The 21586-nt window shown below is 69.1% G+C and carries 23 protein-coding genes; 19 read left to right on the forward strand and 4 right to left on the reverse strand.

Going from position 1 to position 21586, the window contains the following annotated elements; translation table 11 throughout:
- Positions 1 to 100: 100 nt before the first annotated feature.
- From ABL844_RS19510 to ABL844_RS19530, 5 genes are read left to right on the forward strand one after another with little or no spacing between them, the layout of a single operon-like run.
- Positions 101 to 1552 (forward strand): glycerophosphodiester phosphodiesterase family protein, encoded by a 1452-nt coding sequence (locus ABL844_RS19510; RefSeq protein WP_418128582.1) that lies wholly within the window; start codon positions 101 to 103, stop codon positions 1550 to 1552.
- Between the two features lie 34 nt (positions 1553 to 1586).
- The gene (gene trhA, locus ABL844_RS19515) at positions 1587 to 2210 is read left to right on the forward strand and encodes a PAQR family membrane homeostasis protein TrhA (protein WP_418128583.1); all 624 of its coding nucleotides are present in this window, start codon (positions 1587 to 1589) and stop codon (positions 2208 to 2210) included.
- 35 nt (positions 2211 to 2245) lie between these two features.
- Complete coding sequence (locus ABL844_RS19520; RefSeq protein ID WP_418128584.1) at positions 2246 to 3163, forward strand: bestrophin family protein; 918 nt, start codon at positions 2246 to 2248, stop codon at positions 3161 to 3163.
- A 54-nt stretch (positions 3164 to 3217) separates the two neighbouring features.
- Positions 3218 to 3646 (forward strand): hypothetical protein, encoded by a 429-nt coding sequence (locus ABL844_RS19525; protein ID WP_418116842.1) that lies wholly within the window; start codon positions 3218 to 3220, stop codon positions 3644 to 3646.
- Positions 3647 to 3704: 58 nt separating this feature from the next.
- Complete coding sequence (locus ABL844_RS19530) at positions 3705 to 4592, forward strand: amidohydrolase (protein WP_418128586.1); 888 nt, start codon at positions 3705 to 3707, stop codon at positions 4590 to 4592.
- Positions 4593 to 4604: 12 nt separating this feature from the next.
- Here the strand turns inward: ABL844_RS19530 and bla are convergent, their stop codons facing one another.
- Positions 4605 to 5492 (reverse strand): class A beta-lactamase, encoded by an 888-nt coding sequence (gene bla / locus ABL844_RS19535; RefSeq protein WP_418116844.1) that lies wholly within the window; start codon positions 5490 to 5492, stop codon positions 4605 to 4607.
- Between the two features lie 175 nt (positions 5493 to 5667).
- Between bla and ABL844_RS19540 the strand changes: the two genes are divergently transcribed.
- From ABL844_RS19540 to ABL844_RS19570, 7 genes are all read left to right on the forward strand, one after another.
- Positions 5668 to 6018, forward strand: coding sequence for an ArsR/SmtB family transcription factor (locus tag ABL844_RS19540; protein ID WP_126021990.1), 351 nt, complete (start codon positions 5668 to 5670; stop codon positions 6016 to 6018).
- A 51-nt stretch (positions 6019 to 6069) separates the two neighbouring features.
- Entirely contained in the window at positions 6070 to 6606 is a 537-nt protein-coding gene (locus tag ABL844_RS19545) for an SRPBCC family protein (protein ID WP_184637025.1), read from the forward strand.
- A gap of 241 nt (positions 6607 to 6847) precedes the next feature.
- Positions 6848 to 8935 (forward strand): LamG-like jellyroll fold domain-containing protein, encoded by a 2088-nt coding sequence (locus tag ABL844_RS19550; RefSeq protein WP_418128588.1) that lies wholly within the window; start codon positions 6848 to 6850, stop codon positions 8933 to 8935.
- A gap of 51 nt (positions 8936 to 8986) precedes the next feature.
- Complete coding sequence (locus ABL844_RS19555) at positions 8987 to 9175, forward strand: hypothetical protein (RefSeq protein ID WP_184637023.1); 189 nt, start codon at positions 8987 to 8989, stop codon at positions 9173 to 9175.
- 49 nt (positions 9176 to 9224) lie between these two features.
- The gene (locus ABL844_RS19560) at positions 9225 to 11432 is read left to right on the forward strand and encodes a phosphocholine-specific phospholipase C (RefSeq protein WP_418128589.1); all 2208 of its coding nucleotides are present in this window, start codon (positions 9225 to 9227) and stop codon (positions 11430 to 11432) included.
- A gap of 173 nt (positions 11433 to 11605) precedes the next feature.
- On the forward strand, positions 11606 to 12382 hold the full coding sequence (locus tag ABL844_RS19565) for a DeoR/GlpR family DNA-binding transcription regulator (RefSeq protein ID WP_184637019.1): 777 nt from the start codon (positions 11606 to 11608) through the stop codon (positions 12380 to 12382).
- A 126-nt stretch (positions 12383 to 12508) separates the two neighbouring features.
- Positions 12509 to 13537, forward strand: a complete 1029-nt coding sequence (locus ABL844_RS19570; RefSeq protein ID WP_418128590.1) for a DUF2272 domain-containing protein — start codon at positions 12509 to 12511, stop codon at positions 13535 to 13537.
- Positions 13538 to 13552: 15 nt separating this feature from the next.
- Here ABL844_RS19570 and ABL844_RS19575 read toward each other — a convergent pair whose 3' ends face one another.
- From ABL844_RS19575 to ABL844_RS19585, 3 genes are read right to left on the reverse strand one after another with little or no spacing between them, the layout of a single operon-like run.
- The gene (locus ABL844_RS19575) at positions 13553 to 13801 is read right to left on the reverse strand and encodes a DUF3297 family protein (protein ID WP_126021985.1); all 249 of its coding nucleotides are present in this window, start codon (positions 13799 to 13801) and stop codon (positions 13553 to 13555) included.
- Between the two features lie 46 nt (positions 13802 to 13847).
- On the reverse strand, positions 13848 to 14324 hold the full coding sequence (locus tag ABL844_RS19580) for a ribonuclease HI family protein (protein WP_418128592.1): 477 nt from the start codon (positions 14322 to 14324) through the stop codon (positions 13848 to 13850).
- A gap of 7 nt (positions 14325 to 14331) precedes the next feature.
- Positions 14332 to 14802: a hypothetical protein gene (locus ABL844_RS19585; RefSeq protein WP_418128593.1), complete on the reverse strand. Its 471-nt coding sequence runs from the start codon at positions 14800 to 14802 to the stop codon at positions 14332 to 14334.
- 111 nt (positions 14803 to 14913) lie between these two features.
- Here ABL844_RS19585 and ABL844_RS19590 point away from each other — a divergent pair, with 111 nt between their 5' ends.
- The 7 genes from ABL844_RS19590 to ABL844_RS19620 all read left to right on the forward strand — a co-directional run bounded on the left by ABL844_RS19590 (position 14914) and on the right by ABL844_RS19620 (position 21583).
- Entirely contained in the window at positions 14914 to 15657 is a 744-nt protein-coding gene (locus ABL844_RS19590; RefSeq protein WP_126021982.1) for a glutamine amidotransferase, read from the forward strand.
- 150 nt (positions 15658 to 15807) lie between these two features.
- Positions 15808 to 16446, forward strand: coding sequence for a CDP-alcohol phosphatidyltransferase family protein (locus ABL844_RS19595; protein ID WP_418121433.1), 639 nt, complete (start codon positions 15808 to 15810; stop codon positions 16444 to 16446).
- Positions 16447 to 16480: 34 nt separating this feature from the next.
- On the forward strand, positions 16481 to 17059 hold the full coding sequence (locus ABL844_RS19600) for a glutathione S-transferase family protein (RefSeq protein WP_369661803.1): 579 nt from the start codon (positions 16481 to 16483) through the stop codon (positions 17057 to 17059).
- Between the two features lie 98 nt (positions 17060 to 17157).
- Entirely contained in the window at positions 17158 to 19578 is a 2421-nt protein-coding gene (locus ABL844_RS19605) for a penicillin acylase family protein (protein WP_418128595.1), read from the forward strand.
- 22 nt (positions 19579 to 19600) lie between these two features.
- The gene (locus ABL844_RS19610) at positions 19601 to 20245 is read left to right on the forward strand and encodes a histidine phosphatase family protein (RefSeq protein WP_418128596.1); all 645 of its coding nucleotides are present in this window, start codon (positions 19601 to 19603) and stop codon (positions 20243 to 20245) included.
- A 55-nt stretch (positions 20246 to 20300) separates the two neighbouring features.
- On the forward strand, positions 20301 to 21263 hold the full coding sequence (locus tag ABL844_RS19615; RefSeq protein WP_418128597.1) for a DnaJ C-terminal domain-containing protein: 963 nt from the start codon (positions 20301 to 20303) through the stop codon (positions 21261 to 21263).
- A 2-nt stretch (positions 21264 to 21265) separates the two neighbouring features.
- Entirely contained in the window at positions 21266 to 21583 is a 318-nt protein-coding gene (locus ABL844_RS19620; protein ID WP_126021976.1) for a chaperone modulator CbpM, read from the forward strand.
- Positions 21584 to 21586: the final 3 nt, after the last annotated feature.

The following is a 21586-nucleotide window of genomic DNA, read 5'->3' on the forward strand; positions in this document are numbered from 1 at the left end:
ATGGAGTTTCGAGGGCGCCCGCTGGTCACTGTCCCGTCACGGGGCATACCTAGCATCCGGCGGCTTTCGTTTCTTCTTCAACAACACCTGAAAACCACATATGAAAAAGAGCGTTCCCGCGCCTGCGCCCCGTCCCGTTCTCGCAACCATCGCAGCAATCACGCTCGTCGGCGGCAGCCTGCTGATGACCGCATGCGGCGGCGGCAGCGGCGGTGGCATCTCCCTGCCGGTGCTCCCGCCGGCGCCCGCTCCCGCCCCGGCCCCCACGCCGGCTCCGCCCGCCCCCGCGCCGCTGGGCACGCTCGATGGCTCCGTGCCCCTGGTCATCGGCCACCGCGGCCTGCCGGGGCTGTATCCGGAAGAAACGAAGACCGCCTACGAAGCCGCCGCCGACGCCGGCGCCGACTCGCTCGAAACCGACCTGCACCTCACCAAGGACTGCGTACTGGTCGCGCGCCACAACCCCTGGCTGAGCGACAACACCAACATCGCCGAGGTCGCCAAGACCAACGCCACCGTCGCAGGCCGCAAGCGCACCGTGCCCGGCGTACTCGTGGACGTGAAGTACCCGCCCATCGCGGCCAACGGCCCGGCCCAGTACCTGAGCGACCTGACGGACCCGAACGATCCGAAGTCGGTGCTCAAGTCGCTCATCGTCGACGGCGAGGACCACACCAACGACTGGTCCATCACCGACTTCACGATGGACGAGCTGCGCCAGTGGATCCGCGGCACCACCTACGACGCCAGGGACCAGCGCCCCACCGACCTCAACGGCAAGCTGCCGATCATCAGCTTCCAGGAGCTGATCGACATCGCCAAGGCCAAGAGCGCCTCCACCGGCCGCACGCTCACCGTGTACCCGGAAACCAAGAACCCGATCTGGAACAACGCCCAGGCCATCGCCAACGGCTGCGGCCCGGCGGGCAGCCATCCGCTGGAAGACGCGCTCCTGAAGGTCATGAATTTCAACGACCTCAACCGCAAGGACGCGCCGATCTTCGTGCAGAGCTTCGAGCCCGAGAGCCTGAAGTACCTGCGCTCGGCCGGCATGAAGGCCCGCGCTGTGCAGCTGGTGGACGGCAACGACGTCAACTACCAGACCGGCGAGATGATCTACGTCACCAACGACGTCTACACCTTCGTCGATGGCCGCCCCTACAGCTGGACGCTGGCAGGCAACCCGAAGTGGTTCGGCGAAATGCTCACGCCCGCCGGCCTTGCCGAGGTCAGGACCTACGCCGACGGCATCGGCCCGTGGAAGCCGCAGGTCATGGCCCACACCATCGTGCCCTTCGTCGCGGGCAAGGGCCTTGCCGACGTGAACACGATCAAGCCCACCAGCCTGATCGCCGACGCGCACAAGGCCGGCCTCTTCGTGCACAGCTACACCTTCCGCAACGAAGCCAAGTACCTGGCCGGCGTCTACAAGGGCGACCCGACGGCCGAGTACCTCGCCTTCTTCCGAGCGGGCATCGACGGCGTTTTCTCGGATTTCGCGAACACCGCGTTCGCCGCGCGCAAGACCTACCTGAAGGAAACGGGCCGCTGAGCGAGGCCGAAAGCGAAAGCAGGCGACGAACACGATGTACCCCGGAGAGCGCCTCAACGGATACAGCCATCTGTTCGGCCTGCTGCTCGCTCTGCCCGCGATGGCGCTGCTTCTCGTCAAGACAGTGCCCACCGGCGACGCCGCGCGCATCGCCGGCGCGCTGGTGTTCTCCCTCTCGGCGGTGGCGCTGTACGCCGCCTCAACCCTCTTTCACAGCACGCGCGGGCGCCTCAAGCGCATGTGGGAGCGCGCCGATCACTGCGCAATCTTCCTGCTGATCGCCGGCACCTACACGCCCTTCGCGCTGGTCACCATGCAGGGCCCCTGGGGCCTGCTGCTGCTGGCGACGATCTGGGGCGCGGCGATCTTCGGCATCCGGCGCGAGCTGGTTCCGGAGAAGAACGGCGCGCCGAAGAAGCCGTCGCTGCCGATCTACATCGGCCTGGGCTGGCTGGTGGTGCTGGCCGCGGCGCCGCTGGCCGCGCGACTCGATACAGCGGGACTGGTGTGGCTGCTGGTCGGCGGCGCCTTCTATACGACGGGCACCGTGTTCTATCGCAACCGGTCGGGCTTCAAACATGCCCACGGGGCGTGGCATCTGTTCGTGCTGGCGGGAACGACGAGCCACTACGTGGCTGTGGGCTGGTTCGTCCTGTAGTCCCCACGGCGGCGTCGCGGAGATAATCCCCGCCGATGATCGTCCGACCCCGTCCCCACTGGCTGCGCATGCTCTTCGTATGGCGCGGCTCCGTGCTGTCGGACATTGCGCCCCAGTTGCTGTGGACCACCGCCTTCGCGGTGCTGGTGACGGTGCTGCACGGCAGGCTCTTCCAGTGGAAGGTGCCGCTGAACTTCGTGCCCTTCTCGCTCATCGGCCTGACGCTGGCCATCTTCCTGGGCTTTCGCAACAGCACGAGCTATTCGCGCTACTGGGAGGCTCGCACGCTGTGGGGCACGCTGCTCAACGAAACGCGCACGCTGGTGCGGCAGGCGTTGACGCTGGCGGACGCGCCCTCGGAGGCGACGACACCCGCGATGCGGCTCATCGCCTTCGTCCACGCGCTGCGTCATCAGCTGCGAGGCACCGATCCTTCTGCCGATCTCGCCCGGCTTCTGCCCGGGGAAGACGGCGCGCGCCTGCGTGCCGCGCGCTTCAAGCCCGCCATGCTGCTGCTGATGGTGGGCGAATGGCTGCGCGACCAGCGCCAGCAAGGCCGGCTGGACCCTACCCTCGCTCAGGCCATGGAGCACCCGCTGGGCCGCCTGACCGAGGCGCTGGGCGGCTGCGAGCGCATCGCGGGCACGCCCATACCGTTCACCTACTCCGTCATCATCCACCGCACCATCTACCTGTACTGCGTGCTGCTGCCCTTCGGGCTCGTGGACGCAATCGGCCCGATGACGCCGGTGGTGGTCGCCTTCATCGCCTATACCTTCTTCGCTCTGGAGGCGCTGGGCGCGGAGATCGAGGAGCCCTTCGGCACGCAGCCCAACGACCTTGCGCTGGATGCGATGTCGCACACCATCGAGTCGACCCTGCGCGAGATGCTGGGGGAGCCGCAGGCTGTGCCGTCTCCGATGGCCGGGCGCGCGGGATACATACAGACCTGAGGAGCGAGCGACCGGGCGCTGGCGGTCTGCGATTCCTCGAACACGCAATTTCCCATGCTGACAAAGCCCAGGCATCCACTGCCCACCATGCTCGCGATCGTGGCGGGCGCCGTGGTCACGCTCCTCGCCGGCTGCGACCGCGCCGGCACCGCTTCGCAACCCGGCGCCGAAGAAATCGCCATCCGCACTGCGCCCGCCGAGCAGGTGTTCCAAGGCACGCTCGCGGGCCAGCCGGTTCATCTGGTGGTACACGACTGCGAAGTCCTTCGCGTGCAGCAGGGCGCGCAGGGCCGGATCGAATGGACGAGCGTGCTCGCCCCCGAGCCGTATCCCTTCCCTACCGCCTGCGAGCGCCAGTCGCTGAGCTTCGATGCGGGCCAGGTCACGGCGAAGCTCGGGCGTCGCGCCTTCGGCGCGGGCGGCTGCTGCGCCAGCGGCGGCACCTATCGTTCGGCCGATGGCCTCAACTGGAAGAAGCTCTAGCGCCCGGGATCGCGTCGAGGGCCGGATAATCCGGCTCCTTTCATCAAGAGGGGTACGCATGAGAGCCGTCGCATCCGCCATCGCCATGCTCCTGGCCGCCGGCACGGTGTTCGCCCAAGGGACACAGGGCCCGTACAAGGGCCCCATCTTCGATACCCACCTGCACTACAACCAGGAAGCCTGGGACGGCAACACCGGTCCCTTCCCGCCTTCCGAGGCGCTTGCGCGCATGCAGCGCAACGACGTCCGGGCGATCATCGCGAACTCGCGCCCCAACGCCGGCACGCAGACGCTGGCTGCGTCGCGCGAAACGCGCGCGGCGGGCGTGACGGTCGTGCCCTTCGTGCGGCTCTATCGCAACCGCGAGGACTACACCAACTGGTTCCGCGACGAGACCATCCACGAGATGGCGCTGACCGAACTCGCGCGCGGCACCGCCAGCGGCCCGTATCGAGGCCTCGGCGAATTCCATCTGTACGAGAGTGCGAACGCCAATGGACCGGTGGCGAAGAAGCTGATTGCGCTGGCGGAGCGCGAGAAGCTCGCGGTACTCGCGCATGTCGACGACGTGGCGGTCGACCTGCTGATGGCGAATGCACCCTCGAAGGGCCAGTCGCTTCGCCTCATCTGGGCCCACACGGGCATCGGCGGCACGCCGGTCGAGCGGGTGCAGGCGATGCTGGAGCGCTATCCGCTGCTGATGGGCGAGCTCTCGTACCGGCCGGGGCTGACCTGCGAGGGCGGCAGGCTCTGCCCCGAATGGCGCTCGCTGATCCTCAAGCATCCGGGCCGCTTCATGGTCGGCTCCGACACCTGGATCAACCAGCGCTGGAGCAGCTACGACGAAACGATGCGCGGCTACCGGGCCTGGCTGGGCGATCTGCCGGACGACGTGGCGCAGCGCATCGCCTGGGGCAACGCGGCCGGGCTGTTCGGCCTGCGCTGAACCCGCGAAGCCTCAGCCTGCCAGAGCCGCTGCAGCAATCCGCGTGGCCGATGCGACCACGTCGTTGCGGTTCCTGGCATCCTTCTGCGGGAAGGTCAGGTACACGGACAGCACGATGGGCGCACCGGTCGGCGGCCACAGCACGCCGACATCGTTGGTCGAGCCGTAGGAGCCCGCTCCGGTCTTGTCGCCCACCTTCCAGCCTGCGGGAACGCCCGCCAGGAAGCGCTCGGTGCTGGTGGTGTTGCCCAGCAGCCAGGTGCGCAGCTGGTCGCGCTGCCCGGCGCCGAGCGCATCGCCCAGCACGAGGCGCTGGATGCTGTCGCTCATGGCCGCCGGCGTCGTCGTGTCGCGGGGATCGCCGGGAATGCTGGTGTTGAGCTCGGGTTCGGTGCGGTCCAGCCTGAAGGCCTGGTCGCCGATGCCGCGCGCGAAGGCGGTGACGGCGGACGGTCCGCCCAGCACCTTCAGCAGCAGGTTGGCGGCGGCGTTGTCGCTGTACTGGATGGTGGCGGCGCACATCCCGGCCACCGTCATGCCGGTGGCGACGTGCTTCTCGGTGATCGGCGAATGGTCGATCAGGTCGCCCTTGCCGTAGCTCACGTTCCTCGGCAGCAGGCTGGCGTCCTTCGCGCTGCGTTCGAGCACGGCGGCCGCCAGCATCAGCTTGAAGGTGCTGCACAGCGGAAAGCGCTCGTGCGCCCGATGCTGTATGCGCGCGCCGCTGCCGGTGTTGAAGCCGACCACGCCCAGGCGGCCACCCGCGGCGCTTTCGAGCGCGGCAAGCCGGGCCTCGGCGGAAGACTGCGATTCGGTGCCGGACCACGCGGTGCACGCGCCGGCGAGCGGCAGCACCGAGGCACCGAGTAACAGGGTTCGGCGCTGGATGAGAGGGTTCATTTCGTTTTCTCTTTCTTTCTGCGAGTGGATGGAACGAAGCGAATGCTAGGAGCGCCCCTTGTGGCGATCCACCCTCCCGACGGTGTTTCTCGTCCCGGGTGTATCGGGTGTAACAACCCTGTTTTGCTAAACCGTTCGGTTGAACATCGATCGGAATCGATCTATATTCAACCTCATGGTTGAACTAGAACTTGCAGACGACCGGCTCGACGCCGTCTTCCACGCCCTCGCCGACAGCACGCGGCGCACCATGCTGCAGCTGCTGTCGCACGGCGAGTGCAGCGTGGGGGAACTGGGCGCGCCCTTTCGCATGTCCTTCGCAGGAGCATCCAAGCACGTGAAAACGCTGGAGCGCGCGGGCCTCGTCTCGCGCACCGTGCAGGGCCGCGCACACGTCTGCCGGCTGGAGCCGTCCGCGCTGGCCATGGCCGATGCGTGGCTGAGCTACTACGAAGGCTTCTGGAGCAACCGTCTCGACGCGCTGGAGCAGGAACTGCGGCGCGATGCGGCATCCCGCAGGAAGTGAGCCTCTTTCTTCCTTCCTTCATTCATCCATCCACCCAAGGAGAGACTGCAAATGACGATCAAGCACAGCCTGGGCACCCAGGTCGAGCCCGGCACCCTGCGCATGGAGCGCACCCTGCCCGCCCCCATCGAGCGCGTATGGGCCTATCTGGTCGATTCCGACAAACGCGCCGCCTGGCTGGCAGGCGGCGTGTTGCCGAAGCAGTCCGGCGAACTCTTCGAGCTGCGCTTCGAACACACGAAGCTCACCGGTGAAGTGGCGCCCGACCGCTTCGCCGAGTGCCGCGAGCCGATCCACCAGAAATCGCGGCTGCTGCGCATCGAGCCGCAGAAGCTGCTGACCATCAGCTGGGACGAAGGAAGCGCCGCGCCGTCGGAAGTCAGCTTCGAACTCACGCCGCAGGGCGACAGCACGCGGCTCGTGCTCACACACAGGCGCCTGGCCAGCCGCAAGGGGATGCTCAGCGTGGCGGGCGGCTGGCACGCGCATGTCGATGTGCTCATCGACGTGCTCGCGGGAAACAAGCCCCAGGGCTTCTGGACGAATCTCGCCGAGGTCGCGAAGGAATACGAGACGCAGATTCGCTGAGCCGCGACGTTCCTCCTTTTCATTTTTCTTTCTCGCGGGGCCTTCGGGCCCCGTTTCTTTTTCTGACTTCGAAGTTCGGAGAGCTTGTCAAACCGCTGTCACTCGGCAAACGCAATATTCGAGGCATTCAGAGCATTTGTGTGTTTTGTTGCAAATGCATTCTCTTGCACAAACACATGTGGAAACAAGCAAGCCCAGGGCTCGAGCCACGGGCCGGCATCTCAATACTTCGAGGGAAAACATGACCAGAGGAATGAACGCGCGTCGTGCGCGGGCGTGGGGAAGCGCTTGTGCACTGCTGCTTCTCGCGGCTTGCGGTGGCGGTGGAGGCGGCGGCACGGGCATCCCGCTCGTCGGCACGCCACCGGCCAGCGGCGGCGGCAGCAATACGCCACCGCCGTCGGTCAACCAGGGCAAGAGCGGACCCAAGGCACTGGTCGTCGAGATCGACGGCCTCACGCATTCGGCGCTTCGCGATGCGATGGCGCAGAACAAGGTGCCGGCCCTGCAATCGCTGCGGGTCGCGCCGGCCTGGACCGGCGGCGCCAACGGCACGCCGAGCGAACAGCGCACCACCGACGGCCCCGGCTGGGCCACGCTCCTCACCGGCACCTGGGCCCAGCGCCACAACGTGCGCTGGGACACAACCGACCAGCGCATCGACATCAAGTTCTCGCCCTCCGTCTTCGCTCTCGCCAGGCAGAACAACAAGGCAGCCGGCTACAGGACGGCCTCCGTCACTGCCGGCTCGCTCTATCCGCTGCTGCTCGCGAACGAAGCGGGCACGGTGGACAGTGCCGTCGACTGTGCGGGCGCCGACGCCTGCGTCACCGACCGCACCGCGCAATTCATCGACGCCGGCTACGACCTGCTGGTGGCGCAGTACGGCGCGCCGGCCGCGGCCGCAGGCAACGGCCTGAAGAGCGACGCCTACCAGCGCTCCATCGCCGACACCGCCACCGGCGTAGGCAAGTTGCTCGCCCGCATCGCGCAGCGCACCACCAACGACCCGAAGGAAGACTGGCTGGTGATCCTCACCACCGGCCACGGCCTCGATGCCTTCGGCAGCGCCACCGGCCTGCAGGACAACAGCAGCAAGACCATCTTCATCGCGAGCAACAAGACGCTGGCGGCCCAGCCTGGCGTCGGCGCCGCCGCTGCGGCCGACGATACGCTGCTGGCGCTCGCGTCCGCCACCGACATCGCCCCGACCGTGCTGCGTCACCTGGGCGCGCTGCCGGCGGCGACGGACTACCGCTTCGCCGGCCAGGCCCTGCAGGCCTCGACGTCGTTGCGCAGCCTGGCTGCCAGGACGGGCGCGGACAAACGCAGCATCGAACTGTCGTGGACCCTGGCCGGCAACACGACCTCCGCGGTGCAGGTGCTGCGCGACGGCAAGGTGGTGGCCACGCTGCCGGCCGGCTCCACCGCCTACACCGATCCCATCGTCGCGGCGAGCGACGGGGTCTACGCCTTCCAGTACACGGTCGTCGCGGGCGAAGCCAGCGTGGCGCTTGCCGCGCAGATCTCGTATGTCGCGCCCGAAGCGCCGGTGACGCTCGCCCCCACGCTGGCGAACGGACTGGTCAACTACTACCCGCTCGACGCCCTGCCCGGCGTCGACACCAAGAACGCCTCCACGCTCGCGCCGTGGGCGTCCGACGCCAACGGCGGCTCGCTGGTCGACGACGGCTTCGCTGCGCCCTACAAGGCCAAGGCGCTGCGCGTCGACAGCACGGTGAAGAACGCCAGCGGCATGGCCGGCTACAGGCTCGTGCAGAACAACGACGTCACCACCAACGCCGCGGTCACGGCCTTCACCATCGGGTTCTGGGTGCGCACCGATGCGACCTGCAGCCAGGGGGTGAGCAATGGCGGCACGGTGATCGGCAACAAGAACTACACCACCGGCGGCAACGCGGGCCTGGCCATCGGCCTGTTCGGCAGCTGCGAGATCCGCTTCAACGTGGGCACGGGCAGCGCGCGCGCCGACAGCAACGGCTACAGCCTGAGCGCGGGCCAGTGGGCCTACGTGGCGGTGGTCATCGACAAGGCGGCACTCACCATGCGCGGCTACGTGATGGACCCGGTCAGGGGCACGCAGACCAACAGCACCGCCATCACCACCGCGCTGGTCGACAAGCTCGGCGGCCTGGGCAACGGCCTGGGCCTCAACGAGGACGGCACCGGCCTGTACTACCAGCGCGAAAGCAGCTCGCCGCGCGGCGCCATGGACTTCAACGACTTCGCGATCTGGAACCGCGCGCTCACGAGCGCCGAGCTCAACAGCATCTTCAAGTCGGGGCAGCCCCTGTCGACGCTGCCCTGACCCCGATCACCTTCAGCCCCAAGACAACGACGCCTTCAGAGGACTCCAACCATGCAACTTCACCCACGTCTCCTCGTGCGCCTCGCACCCGCGCTCATCCTGGCCTGCGTCCTGTCCGCCTGCGGCGGCAGCGGCGGAGGGGGTGCCGGCTTCGTCGGCACGCCGACGACGCCCACCACGCCGACGACACCCACGCAACCCGATACCGGCGCCGCTCCCGTGAAGAGCTGCGCCCCCTGAGCTCCACATCAAGCCCTACGCCATACCCCAACAAGAGAAGAACAGATCCATGACGAATTCACGTCGCAAGTTCCTCACCGGCACCGCCACCACCGGCGCCGCCGCCCTCGCGCTCTCGGCCTTTCCGCCCAGCATCCGCCGCGCGCTCGCCATTCCGGCCAACAACGCCACGGGCACCATCAAGGACGTCGAGCACATCGTCGTGCTGATGCAGGAGAACCGCTCCTTCGACCAGTACTTCGGCACCCTGATGGGCGTGCGCGGCTTCGGCGACCGTTTCACCATTCCGCTGCCCAAGGGCATGAATGTGTGGCAGCAAAGCGATGCCAACGGCAAGGTCATCCTGCCCTACCACCTCGACAGCCGCAAAGGCAACGCACAGCGCGTGAGCGGCACGCCGCACTCGTGGAGCGACGGCCAGAACGCCTGGGACGGCGGCCGCGCCTACCAGTGGCCGCGCTACAAGAACAACGCGTCGATGGGCTACTTCAAGGAAGCCGAAGTCACCTTCCAGTTCGCGCTGGCCAATGCCTTCACGCTGTGCGATGGCTATCACTGCAGCATGCACACCGGCACCAACTCGAACCGCATGTTCCACTGGACCGGCACCAACGGCCCGTCGGGCGAAACCGCCGCCGGCCCCGCGGGCGTGGCCTCGGTCGTCAACGAATGGGACGACATCGGTGCCTCGACCAGCGGCTACGAGTGGAAGACCTATCCCGAGCGGCTGCAGGAGGCCAAGGTCAGCTGGTTCATCTACCAGAACATGCCCGACAACTTCACCGACAACCCGCTGGCCGGTTTCAAACAGTACCGCAAGGCCAACGAGGCCTCGGGCAAACCCGTGAGCAACGACACGACGTCGCCCGCCTACGACCCGGCCAGCGACGATGCGGGCAACCCGCTCTACAAGGGCATCGCCAACACCATGCCCGACGGCGGCTTCCTCGAACAGTTCCGCCAGGACATCAAGAACGGCAAGCTGCCGCAGGTGTCGTGGATCATCGCGCCGGCCACCTACTCCGAGCACCCCGGACCGTCGAGCCCCGTGCAGGGCGGCTGGTACATCCAGCAGGCGCTGGACGCGCTCACCGCCGTGCCCGAGGTGTGGAGCAAGACCGTGCTGCTCATCAACTTCGACGAGAACGACGGCTACTTCGACCACTATCCGTCGCCCGCGGCACCCTCGCTCAACCCCGACGGCACGATGGCCGGCAAGACCACGCTGCCGGAGTCGGACCTTGCCGTGGAGCGCTTCACGCACCCGAAGCCGCCGGGCACCAGCAGCCAGCCCGCACCCGACGGACGCGTGTACGGCCCCGGCGTGCGCGTGCCGATGTACGTCATCTCGCCCTGGAGCCGCGGCGGCTGGGTCAACTCGCAGGCCTTCGACCACACCTCGGTGCTGCGCTTCATCGAGGCGCGCTTCGGTGTGAAGGAAACGAACATCTCGCCGTTCCGCCGCGCGGTGTGCGGCGACCTCACGAGCGCGTTCAACTTCGCAACGCCCAACAGCGAAGCACTGCCCACGCTGGCGGGGCGCACCACCAAGGACGCCGCCGACAAACTGCGTGCCGACCAGCAGGCGCTGGCACAGGTGGCGCTGCCCCTCGACCCGCAACTGCCCCGCCAGGCCACCGGCTCGCGCCCTTCGCGCGCCCTGCCCTACGAACTGCACGTGAGCGGACGCAGCGACGCCGTCAAGGGCCAGATGCGGCTGATCTTCAAGAACAGCGGCAAGGCCGCTGCCGTGTTCCATGTCTACGACAAGCTCAACCTCGACCGCCTGCCGCGCCGCTACATGGTCGAGCCCGGCAAGCAGCTCGACGACACCTGGAACCCGGGCGCCGACAACAGCGGGTTCTACGACCTCTGGGTGCTTGGCCCCAACGGATTCCACCGCCACTTCAAGGGCGACTTGAACCGGCTGCGCGCAGGCGGCGCGCCCGACCCCGAGGTGCGCGTGTGCTACGACATCACCAACGGCAACGTCTCGGTGGAAATGCTCAACGGCGCGAGCGGCACGGCCAGGTTCACGGTGCGCGCCAAGGCCTACCGCGATGACGGCCCGTGGACCGCAACGGTCGCGGGCGGTGCCAAGGCCGAGCAGGCCTGGGTGCTGGCGAGCAGCGGCCAGTGGTACGACTTCGCGGTCACCTGCGACTCCGACCCGGCCTTCTACCGGCGCTTCGCCGGCCGCGTCGAAACGGGCAGGCACTCGGTGAGCGACCCGGCCATGGGTCTGGCCGATCTCTGACCACGGCATCGATGCGTGATCACGCGATCGTGTGATCGTGTGATCGCGAAGTCGCCTGATCACGCCCGCGCCGGACATTCGGCGCGGGCAAAATGGCGCGGCTTTCGCGCCTGTTCCGGGGCGGCCGTCTCGCAACGCCGCCTTTTTCATTTCTTCCCATAAGCCGCGTTTCCATGCTCCAAGAAGAACGATTCCTGCGTATCCGCAGCCTGCTGGCCACCTTCTCGCGGCTGAGCGTGGAGCGCATCGTGCAGGACCTTGCCGTGTCGCGCGAAACGGTTCGGCGCGATCTGGTCGAGCTCGAGGGCCTGGGCGAGCTGCGGCGCGTGCACGGTGGCGCGGTCGCGGTCAAGGCGGAGCCCGAACCGCCGCTCGCGGTGCGTCTGGTGGCGCGGCAGCGCGAGAAGCGCGCCATCGCCAAGGCCGCCGTCGCCCTGCTGCAACCCGGCCAGACCATCTTCATGGACGCGGGCAGCACCATGTCGATCTGCGCGGAGGAAATCGCCACGCTCAGCGGCATGACGGTCATCACCAATTCGCTGAGCATTGCGCTCAAGCTCGCTGGCGCGGGCGAAGGCCGGCTCACCGGCAACCAGACCATCCTGCTGGGCGGCCAGATCGACGTGAAGGGGCAGGCCACCTTCGGCGACACCACGCTGGAGGCCATTCACCGCTACCGCGCCGACATCGCGCTGCTGTCGCCCGTGGGCCTGCACGCGAAGCACGGCGCCATGAGCTTCGAGCACCACGAGGCCACCGTGGCGCGAGCCATGGCCGAGCAGTCGCAGCAGCTCGTGCTGCTGGCCGATCACGCCAAGATCGGCCAGGCCAGCCGCGTGACCTATGCGCGGACGGCGGACATCGACGTGGTCGTCACCGACGCCAAGGCACGCGAACTGCCGGGACTGCCCGGGCTGCGCAAGGCCTGCGAGCGCGTGATCCTGGCCTGACGCCGGCTCGGCGGTGCAGCCGCCTCTTGCCGCTCCCAAGTCACGAAGACGTGGCGGCCGGTGCGCGGGTGCGCGGTATCTGCTCGACCAACACTGAACGGGCACGAGGGCTATGCTCGCCGCCAAATGCCGCCACGCACCGACCTCTTCTCCTTCCCGCGCCGGACGATGGCCGTTCTCGGGGCACTGTGGCTCGGCGCTGTGCCAGCGCTGGCGCCCGCCGCGCCGGACTGCCTCGACACCGCCACACGGATCCCGCCGCCCTCGCGCGCGCTCGCGATGGCCACCTTCGCCATGCAGGAGCACGAGGCCTTCGGCGGCCAGGCGATGGATGCCGAAGGCCGCATGACCGAGGCCGGCGACTCCGAAGCGGAGGACACGCGCCGCACCGTGCCTGGTCTTGCGCCCTGGCAGCGGGTGCTGGGCTACTGGAAGGCAGTCGATCCGCGCCTGCCCTCGCAGGTGCGCTTCGGCGCCCTGCGCCCGGCCGACCGCCATCTGCTGATGCAGGCGCTGAACGAGGCGACGGCCGGGCGGCTTCAGGGCATGGGCGTGGGCCCCGACGAGGGGCTGGATTCAGCGGAGCTGCGCGCCGTGCAGGCCGCGTTGGCAAGGGTCGCGGTGATCGACACGCCTTGGTCGGCAGCCTTCATCAGCTGGCTGGCGCGGCAGGCAGGGCTCACGGACGAGGAATTCGTGTTCTCCGAAGCGCATGCCGACTACGCGGGAGCCGCGTGGCAGGCCGGCATCGATGAAGCTTCGGGCCGCGGTACGCGCCATGCGCTGCGGGCCTGCGACCTCAGGCGCACGCCGCCGCGCGTCGGAGACCTGGTCTGCCAGGCGCGTGGAACCGGCGCCGGGCTGGACACCTTCGACAAGATCGGCGAAGTGCTGGCCGCGCGGGACACCGGCGGCGAGCCGCTGCCCATGCATTGCGACGTGGTGGTGGCGGTGGATGCCACGGGCTTCGACACCGTGGGCGGCAACGTGCTGCAGTCGGTCACGCGGCGCCGGCTCGATTTCGCGCCGGGCACGCGCCGGCTGGACCCGAGCTATCTGCCCGAAGGGTGCGCACCGGGCACGGTGGGCGTGCCCGGGTGCATCGACCGCCACATGAGCCGGCAGCCCTGGTCGCTGCTGCTGCAGTGGCGCTGAAGAGGCCGGCGGCGGTTACTTGTAGTACGCCTCGACGGTGCCCTTGAGCTTGATCAGCAGCGGCTTGCCCTTGCGGTCGAGCGTCTTGCCGGCGGGCACCTTGATCCAGCCTTCGCTGATGCAGTATTCCTCGACGTCGAGGCGGTCCTTGCCGTTGAAGCGGATGCCGATGTCGTGCTCGAAGGCGGCGGCCACGTGGTGCGGGCTGCGCGGGTCGATGGAAAGATGGTCGGGAAGAGGTGGGCGGGAGGTGGCTTCTGTCATGGCGCGTGATGATAGGGGCTCCCGGATCGGGCTCCCCTTTTGGCGCCTACCGGCGCTTGCGGGTCCGTCGGGCCGGCGGCTTGGGGCCGAAGCCCAGCGCGGCGCGTGCCAGCGCGTCGGCCTCGCCGTTGCGATGGCGCGGAATCCATTGCAGGCGCACGTCGTCGAAGCTGCCGAGCAGCACGCGGGCCTCGTCGAACAGGGCGGCCAGCCGGACGATGGGCGCCACCGGCTCCGGGCCTGCCGCGCCGAGTTGCTCGACCAGGATGCTGTTGTCGCTGTAGGCCCGCACAGCGGTGGCGCCGCGCTCGCGCAGGTCACGCAGCGCGAGGGTCAGCGCCATCAGCTCGGCTTCGTTGTTGCAGCCCGTGGTCTGCGTGGCCTGCGACAGCGTGTGGCGGCTGCCGTCGGGCGCGGTGATGACTGCGCCGATGCCCATGCGGCCCGGATTGGGCATGGCGCTGCCGTCGCAATAGATGGTCCACGGCAGGTTGCCGCAACCCTGTTCTTCTCCCACGCTCATCGGGACTTCAGCAGTTGCTGCGCTTGATGCCCGCTAGGTTCTGGCAGGGCCGCTGGCCCGGCGGCGGACCGGAGTCGTGCGCAAGCGGCGGCCGCGGCCTGCGGATGGGACGCACGCCGTCGTAGTACGGATCGGGGCTCAGGATCACCACGCCCGGTGGCTCGGCCGCGGCCTGCGGCTGGCTCTCGGCCGGGTAGCGCGGAATGATGGCCGGGCCCGAGGGCGGATTGCTGGCCACCTGGCTAGGCGGCACGACCGGCGGCGCCGACGAGGTCTGCGGCGGCGTGTAGTCGCGGCGTGCCGGGTCGGGCGGCGGCGATTCGAGGATGGGCACCTGCCGCGACTGCTTGCTGCCCGGCGGGCAAGCGACATTGGTGTACGAGATGGCTCCGCTGGCATCGGTGCAGCGCACCACCTCGGCCGCATGCGCGCCGAGCGCCGCAGCGGAGATCGCGAGGAAGGCAGCCAGTGCGCGCATCGATGTGTTTCCGGCAGGGTTCTTCGGTCAGGTCAGGTACCGGGAACGGCTCCCGATGGCGCCCACTTTAGCCGTTGCGTGCCGGTTGCGCACCTGCGGCATGATCGCGGGATGGACATTCCCCGACCGCATCCCCTCGTCATCGTCAAACTGGGAAGTACTTTCGAAGCCCTGCGCGCGCGGCAGGGCGGCGACTTCGAACACTGGATCGCCGACGGGCTCGGCGCGCACGCGCTGCCCCTGCTGGTGATCGATCCGCGACGCGGCGACGCCCTGCCCGACCCGGCCGGGGTTTCGGGCGTGGTGGTGACCGGCTCTCATGCGATGGTGTCGCACCGCGAGCCCTGGAGCGAGGCCACGGCCGCGTGGCTCGCGAAGCTGGTCGCGCGCGATACGCCCGTGCTGGGCATCTGCTACGGCCACCAGCTGCTGGCGCACGCACTGGGCGGCGAGGCCGGCGATCATCCGCAGGGCGCGGAAGTCGGCACGGTGACAGTCACGCTCGGCGAGGCCGCCGCCACCGATCCGCTGCTGCAGGGCCTGCCCGCGCAGTTCCCGGCACATGCGGTGCACTGGCAGAGCGCGCTGCGCCTGCCCGAAGGCGCGGTGCTGCTGGCCGGCAACGAGCACGAGCCGGTGCACGCCTTCCGCGCGGGCAGGAACGCCTGGGGCGTGCAGTTCCATCCGGAGTTCGACGCGGACGCCATGCGCGGCTACATCGAGATGCTGGCCGGCGAGCTGGCCTCGATGGGCGCCGATGCGGCCGCGATGCGCGAGCGCGTGGTCGACACCGGCGCGGCCGCCAGCCTGCTCGGGCGTTTCGCGCGGATCGTCGAGGCGCACCAAGGCGCCTGAGCGCCCATCCCATCCCACCCCACCCACCCATCCCACCCGGCCTGTCCGACGGCGGCTTTCGCGCGTCGGACCGCGACTACAGGCTACGCTCGCCGCTTCGGTTAAGGTGCGGTCCATCGGCCGCCCGCCGGTTCCTTTTTCTTCCCCTTCATGACCACCCCCTCCCCTGTGCCGGCCCGCAAGCATTTCTCGATGATCCGGGAGTTCCACCTCGCCGACGTGTTCACGCTCGGCAACGCGGCGTGCGGCGTGGGCGCGGTCTTCCTGGCGATGGCCTTCATGGCGAGCCATTCGCTCGCGCAGTTCCTGTGGGCCGCCGCGCTCGCGCCCACGGCCTTCGTGTTCGACGTGCTCGACGGCCGCATCGCGCGCTGGCGGCAGACACAGTCGGCCCTCGGGCGCGAACTCGACTCGCTGGCCGATGTGATCTCCTTCGGCGTGGCGCCCGCCGCACTTGGCTTCGCGGCCGGGCTGAACGGCGGCTGGGACTGCGCCATCCTGGTCTATTTCGTCTGCTGCGGCGTGAGCCGGCTCGCGCGCTTCAACGTGACGGCCGAGGCGCTCTCGGCAGGCTCGGACAAGGTGAAGTATTTCGAGGGCACGCCCATCCCGACCAGCGTGGTGCTGGTGGGCGTGCTGGCGTACGCCGCGTGGCAGGGCCGCATCGGCGCCGACGTGTGGGGCGGCGCCTGGGTCTTGGGGCCCTGGCAGCTGCATCCGCTGGCGCTGCTGTTCGCGCTCTCGGGCACGCTCATGATCAGCAAGACGCTGCGCATCCCGAAGTTCTGACCCATCGCCGATCAAGGCCACAGGAGACACGCCCATGACCAAGCTGTATTTCGACCCGCACAGCCGAGCCCAGGTCGCGAAATGGATGCTCGACGAAGCCGGCGTCGACTACGAGATCGTGCCCACCCTCATCAGGGAGAAGGCGCACAAGACGCCCGAGTTCCTGAAGATCAACCCGGCGGGCAAGCTGCCCGCGCTGGTCGACGGCCGCACGCGCATCTTCGAGAACGCGGCCATCTGCATGTACGTGGCGGAGAAGTTTCCCGGCAAGCGGCTGGCGCCGCCCGTGGGTTCGCCCGAGCGTGGCCGCTACCTGTCGCTGATGGTCTATTCGACCTCGCAGCTCGAGCCCGCGATGGGCGACGCCATCATGAAGATCCGCAGCAACAACAGCGCGCGCGGCTGGACCAATTTCGAGGCTGCCAAGGACGCGGTCGAACGCGAACTTGGCGACGGCCCCTACCTCTTCGGGGCGCAGTTCACGGCCGCCGACGTGATGATCGGCTCGATGTTCATCTGGCACCGCGCATTCGGCGGCCGCTCGAACCGCCCGAAGATCGATGCGTACATCCACCGGCTGCAGGCCCGCCCCAAGGGCATGAAGTTCGGCTGAACGCGGCGCGGCGTGCCGCGCTGGTGACAACGCGCGGCGAAGGCACGCTCTTTAATCGGCTTGCTTGTTCCAATCCAAGAAAGAAGAGAGACGCCCGCATGACATCCAAGAACGCCACGCCCTCCCGGTTTCCGCTCACGGCCCTTTCGCTGGGCCTTGCCGCCCTGCTCGCCGCCTGTGCCAGCGCGCCGCCGCCCGGCGGGCGAAGCGTGACCATCGAGCGCACCACCTTCGGCATCGCGCACATCACGGCGCCGGACTACGAGGGCCTGGCGTACGGCAGCGCCTATGCGCATGCGCAGGACAACGTGTGCCAGACGGCCGAGCACCTGCTCACGCTGCGCGGCGAGCGCTCGCAGTTCCTCGGCGCGCAGAACACCGGCGAGCTGGGCCTGGGCCGTGCGCCGAACGCGCAGATCGACCTGTTCATCCGCTATCACATGGACGACGCGGCGCTGGCACGCGCGGGCGCCACCACCAGCCCCGAAGTGCAGGCCGCGCTGCGCGGCTACGTGGCCGGCTACAACCGCTACCTGCAGGACGTGGGGCCGAATGGCTTGCCCGAAACCTGCCGCGGCAAGCCCTGGGTGAGGCCGATGACCGCCTCCGACCTGGCGCGCGCCACCGAGATGTCGATGATCCAGGGCGGCCTGGGCGCGCTGGCCGGCGCCGTGCTGGCCGCCGTGCCGCCCGCGCCCGGCGCGAAGACCGGCGCCGCGCCCGTCGAATTGAAGGAAGCCGTCGCCGAGATCGGCCGCCACAGCTTCAACGCCAACCCCGAGGGCGGCGAGCTCGGCTCCAACGGCTGGGCCTTCGGCCGCAACGCCACGCCGGACGGCCGGGGCCTGCTGCTGGGCAACCCCCACTTCCCGTGGAACGGCACCAACCGCTTCTGGGAAATGCACCTGACCATTCCCGGCAAGCTCGACGTGATGGGCGCCACCGGCGGGCTGAGCCCCGTGGTGGCGATCGGCTTCAACAAGGACGTGGCCTGGACCCACACCGTCTCAACCGGCAAGCGCTTCACCCTGTACGAGTTGAAGCTCGACCCCGCCGACCCGACCGTGTACCTGGTCGACGGCCAGCCGCGGAAGATGCTCGCGCGCACCGTGAAGCTGCCGGCCGCGGCAACGGGGGGCAACGCGCCTGCGGTGCAGCACACCTTCTATTCGACCGAGTGGGGCCCGGTGATCTCGCTGCCGCGCGCCGGCCTCGGCTGGACCGCGCAGAGGGCCTATGCCATCCGCGACGCCAACACGCTCAACGTGCGTTCCGCCGAGGCCTGGATGAAGATGGCGCAGGCCCGCAACGTGGCCGAACTGCGTGCCGCCATGGGCAACCAGGGCATGCCATGGATCAACACCATCGCGACGGACCGTGACGGCAACGCGATGTATGCCGATCTTTCGGTGGTGCCCGACGTGTCGGCCGACATGCTGAAGAGCTGCGCGCCCTCGCCCGCCGCCGCGGCGCTACTGAACGCGGCCGGGCTGGCGGTGCTCGACGGCTCGCGCGCCGCCTGCGCATGGAATCGCGACAGCACGGCCGCCTCGCCCGGCATCATCGCGCCGGCGCGCATGCCGGTGCTCGTCACGCCGGACTACGTGCAGAACAGCAACGACAGCTTCTGGCTCAGCAACCCCGACATCGCGCCGATGGCGGGCATTTCGCCGATGGCGGGCATTTCGCCGCTGGTGGGCCCCGTCGGCGTGCCGCAGCGGCTGCGCACGCGCAGCGGCATCATGGAAATCCGCGGCCGGCTGGCGGGCACCGACGGCCTGCCCGGCAACCGCATGGGCGCGGCCGAGCTGCGCAGCGTGATCTTCCGCGACCGCAACCTCGCCGGCATGCTGGTGATGGACGACCTGCAGGCCGCCTGCCGCGCCGCCGGCGGCTCGCTCGGCACCGACCAGGCGCTGGGCTGCCGCGTGCTCTCGGCCTGGGACCGCACCAGCAATGCCGACTCGAAGGGCGCGCCGCTCTTTCGCGAGTTCTGGCGCAAGGCCAAGGACATCCCGAAGGTCTGGCGCGTGCCCTTCGACCCCGCGCAGCCGGTGGCGACGCCGGCGGGGCTCGACATGGCCACGCCGGCCACGCGCGAGGCCGTGTTCAAGGCGCTGGGCGACGCGGTCGGCATCCTGCGCACCGCCGGCTTCGCGGCCGACGTGCCGCTGGGCGTGCCGCAGTCGCGCCTGGTGCGCGGCCAGAAGATCGCGCTGCACGGCGGCGACGAGTTCGAGGGCGTGCTCAACAAGCTGGAGTCGCAGGGCCAGTCGCTGATCGACCCGAAGGGCTACAACATCAACTACGGCAGCAGCTACATGCAGGTCGTGAGCTTCGACGCCAACGGCCCCGTCGCCCAGGGGCTGCTGACCTACGGCCAGAGCAGCGACCCCGCCTCGCCGCGCGCCTACGACCAGCTGCCGCTGTTCGCCGCCAAGCAGTGGCACCCGCTGCCCTTCCATCGCGCCGACGTGCAGGCGCAGCGGGTGGGCGCGCCGCTGCAGCTCGCGTACTGATCGACAACGCTTCCTCTCATCCATGTCATTGCAGACCGCTCCCACCCACACCAGGCCCAGCGGGCTCGACCAGCTGATCCGCATCGCGGCGGACCAGCCGCTCTCGCCCGACTGCGACCATTTCTACTTCCTGCGCCACGGGCAGACCGGCCGCAACGCGCTGCGCATCTTCCAGGCCGTGGACGAGCCGCTGAGCGAACTCGGCCTGCAGCAGGCCGCGCGCGCCGCCACGCTGCTGGCGGGCGAGCCGATCCGCACCGTGGTTTGCAGCGACGCGCGGCGCGCGAACGACACCGCCTACGCAGTGGCCACGGCGCTGAAGCTCGTGCCCGCCGCGCAGGCCACGCTGCGCGAGCGCAACTTCGGCGCGCTCATCGGCACCTCGTCCGCCAACATCGACTGGGCCTGCGAGCCCGAGGGCGGCGAGACGCTCTCGCAGTTCGTCTCGCGCACGCGAGAGGCCATCGACACCGTCCTGCGGCTGCCCGCCCCGGTGCTGGTGGTCGCGCACGGCGGAACGCTCTACGCACTGGCCGCCCTGCTGGGCGTGCCGGTCGGCCTCGGCCTGCTCGGCAACGCCCAGCCCTTGCGTTTCGAGCGCCGCGGCCCCACATGGGCCGTGACGCCGCTGCTGCGGCACGCCGACGGCGACGCGGCCCTGGCCTAGCTGCCGGGGACATTCCCCACCTCGATGCCGTCCACCCAACGAAGCACCACGCACCATGGAATTCAAGGACTACTACAGCGCACTGGGCATCGACCGTACCGCGTCCGACGACGAGGTGCGCAATGCCTACCGCAAGCTCGCCCGCAAGTACCACCCCGACGTCAGCACCGAGGCCGATGCCGAGCAGCGCATGCGCGACATCAACGAGGCCAAGGACGTACTGGGCGACAAGGAAAAGCGCGCCGCCTATGACGCGCTGGCCGACCGCGTCGCGCGCGGCGGCAGCCCCGAGGGCGACTTCCGCCCGCCGCCGGGCTGGGACGAAGGTTTCGAGTTCCATCGCGGCCCGCGCCAGGGCCCGGCCGACCATGCCGACTTCAGCGACTTCTTCTCGTCGCTCTTCGGCGAGGCCGAGCGCCGCGGCGCCGCGCGGCAGAACTTCCGCGCGCGCGGCGAAGACCACCATGCGGCCATCGAGATCACGCTGGAAGACGCGCTCAGCGGCGCCGAACGCGAGATCACGCTGCGCGCGCAGACCATCGACGCGCAGGGCCATCCGCAGTGGACCAATCGCACGCTGAGCGTGAAGATCCCGCCGGGCGTGCATCCGGGCCAGTTCATCCGCCTTGCCGGCCAGGGCATGCCCGGCCACGGCGGCGAGCCCGCGGGCGACCTGTACCTCGAAGTGCGCATCGCGCCGCACAAGCTCTACCGCGTGGAAGAGCGCGACCTGTACATGACGCTGCCCGTCACGCCCACCGAGGCCGCGCTGGGCGCACAGGTGCAGGTGCCGACGCCGACCGGCGGCGTGGTCGAGGTGACGGTGCCGCGCAACGCGCGCAGCGGCCTGAAGCTGCGCCTGAAGGGCCGCGGGCTCGCGGGCAAGACGCCGGGCGACCTGTACCTTCTGCTCGACATCGCGCTGCCGCCCGCTGACGGCGACGAGGCCCGCAAGGCCTACGAGCAGCTGGCGCAGGCCACCTCTTCCTTCCACCCACGCCAGCATCTGGGAGTCTGAGCATGGTGAATTTCACTCTCACGAGCACCACCGCCATCAGTGCCTCGCAGCCGCTCGCCGCGAGCGAACTGGCGCATGCCGTCGGCGCGGATACCGCCTGGGTCGTGCAGCTGGTCGAAGTCGGCATCCTGCGCATCGAAACCGCCGAGGCGCCGCCAGAGCGCTGGGAGTTCTCGAGCACCGACCTGCAATGCGCGCTCGAGGCACGCAGGCTGGAGCGCGACTTCGGCGTGAATCTCGACGCAGCGGCGCTGATCCTCGACCTGCAGCACGAGGTGCGGAGGCTCAAGGCAGCACTGCACGCGCACGGCCTCCGATAGGAG

Source organism: Variovorax sp. 278MFTsu5.1 (genome assembly GCF_048305045.1).
GTDB classification, from domain to species: Bacteria; Pseudomonadota; Gammaproteobacteria; order Burkholderiales; family Burkholderiaceae_C; genus Variovorax; species Variovorax guangxiensis.

Coding starts and splice junctions, on each gene's coding strand:
- ABL844_RS19510 (WP_418128582.1), top strand. CDS start 101: ATGAAAAAGAGCGTTCCCGCGCCTGCGCCCCGTCCCGTTCTCGCAACC.
- trhA (WP_418128583.1), top strand. CDS start 1,587: ATGTACCCCGGAGAGCGCCTCAACGGATACAGCCATCTGTTCGGCCTG.
- ABL844_RS19520 (WP_418128584.1), top strand. CDS start 2,246: ATGATCGTCCGACCCCGTCCCCACTGGCTGCGCATGCTCTTCGTATGG.
- ABL844_RS19525 (WP_418116842.1), top strand. CDS start 3,218: ATGCTGACAAAGCCCAGGCATCCACTGCCCACCATGCTCGCGATCGTG.
- ABL844_RS19530 (WP_418128586.1), top strand. CDS start 3,705: ATGAGAGCCGTCGCATCCGCCATCGCCATGCTCCTGGCCGCCGGCACG.
- bla (WP_418116844.1), bottom strand. CDS start 5,492: ATGAACCCTCTCATCCAGCGCCGAACCCTGTTACTCGGTGCCTCGGTG.
- ABL844_RS19540 (WP_126021990.1), top strand. CDS start 5,668: ATGGTTGAACTAGAACTTGCAGACGACCGGCTCGACGCCGTCTTCCAC.
- ABL844_RS19545 (WP_184637025.1), top strand. CDS start 6,070: ATGACGATCAAGCACAGCCTGGGCACCCAGGTCGAGCCCGGCACCCTG.
- ABL844_RS19550 (WP_418128588.1), top strand. CDS start 6,848: ATGACCAGAGGAATGAACGCGCGTCGTGCGCGGGCGTGGGGAAGCGCT.
- ABL844_RS19555 (WP_184637023.1), top strand. CDS start 8,987: ATGCAACTTCACCCACGTCTCCTCGTGCGCCTCGCACCCGCGCTCATC.
- ABL844_RS19560 (WP_418128589.1), top strand. CDS start 9,225: ATGACGAATTCACGTCGCAAGTTCCTCACCGGCACCGCCACCACCGGC.
- ABL844_RS19565 (WP_184637019.1), top strand. CDS start 11,606: ATGCTCCAAGAAGAACGATTCCTGCGTATCCGCAGCCTGCTGGCCACC.
- ABL844_RS19570 (WP_418128590.1), top strand. CDS start 12,509: ATGCCGCCACGCACCGACCTCTTCTCCTTCCCGCGCCGGACGATGGCC.
- ABL844_RS19575 (WP_126021985.1), bottom strand. CDS start 13,801: ATGACAGAAGCCACCTCCCGCCCACCTCTTCCCGACCATCTTTCCATC.
- ABL844_RS19580 (WP_418128592.1), bottom strand. CDS start 14,324: ATGAGCGTGGGAGAAGAACAGGGTTGCGGCAACCTGCCGTGGACCATC.
- ABL844_RS19585 (WP_418128593.1), bottom strand. CDS start 14,802: ATGCGCGCACTGGCTGCCTTCCTCGCGATCTCCGCTGCGGCGCTCGGC.
- ABL844_RS19590 (WP_126021982.1), top strand. CDS start 14,914: ATGGACATTCCCCGACCGCATCCCCTCGTCATCGTCAAACTGGGAAGT.
- ABL844_RS19595 (WP_418121433.1), top strand. CDS start 15,808: ATGACCACCCCCTCCCCTGTGCCGGCCCGCAAGCATTTCTCGATGATC.
- ABL844_RS19600 (WP_369661803.1), top strand. CDS start 16,481: ATGACCAAGCTGTATTTCGACCCGCACAGCCGAGCCCAGGTCGCGAAA.
- ABL844_RS19605 (WP_418128595.1), top strand. CDS start 17,158: ATGACATCCAAGAACGCCACGCCCTCCCGGTTTCCGCTCACGGCCCTT.
- ABL844_RS19610 (WP_418128596.1), top strand. CDS start 19,601: ATGTCATTGCAGACCGCTCCCACCCACACCAGGCCCAGCGGGCTCGAC.
- ABL844_RS19615 (WP_418128597.1), top strand. CDS start 20,301: ATGGAATTCAAGGACTACTACAGCGCACTGGGCATCGACCGTACCGCG.
- ABL844_RS19620 (WP_126021976.1), top strand. CDS start 21,266: ATGGTGAATTTCACTCTCACGAGCACCACCGCCATCAGTGCCTCGCAG.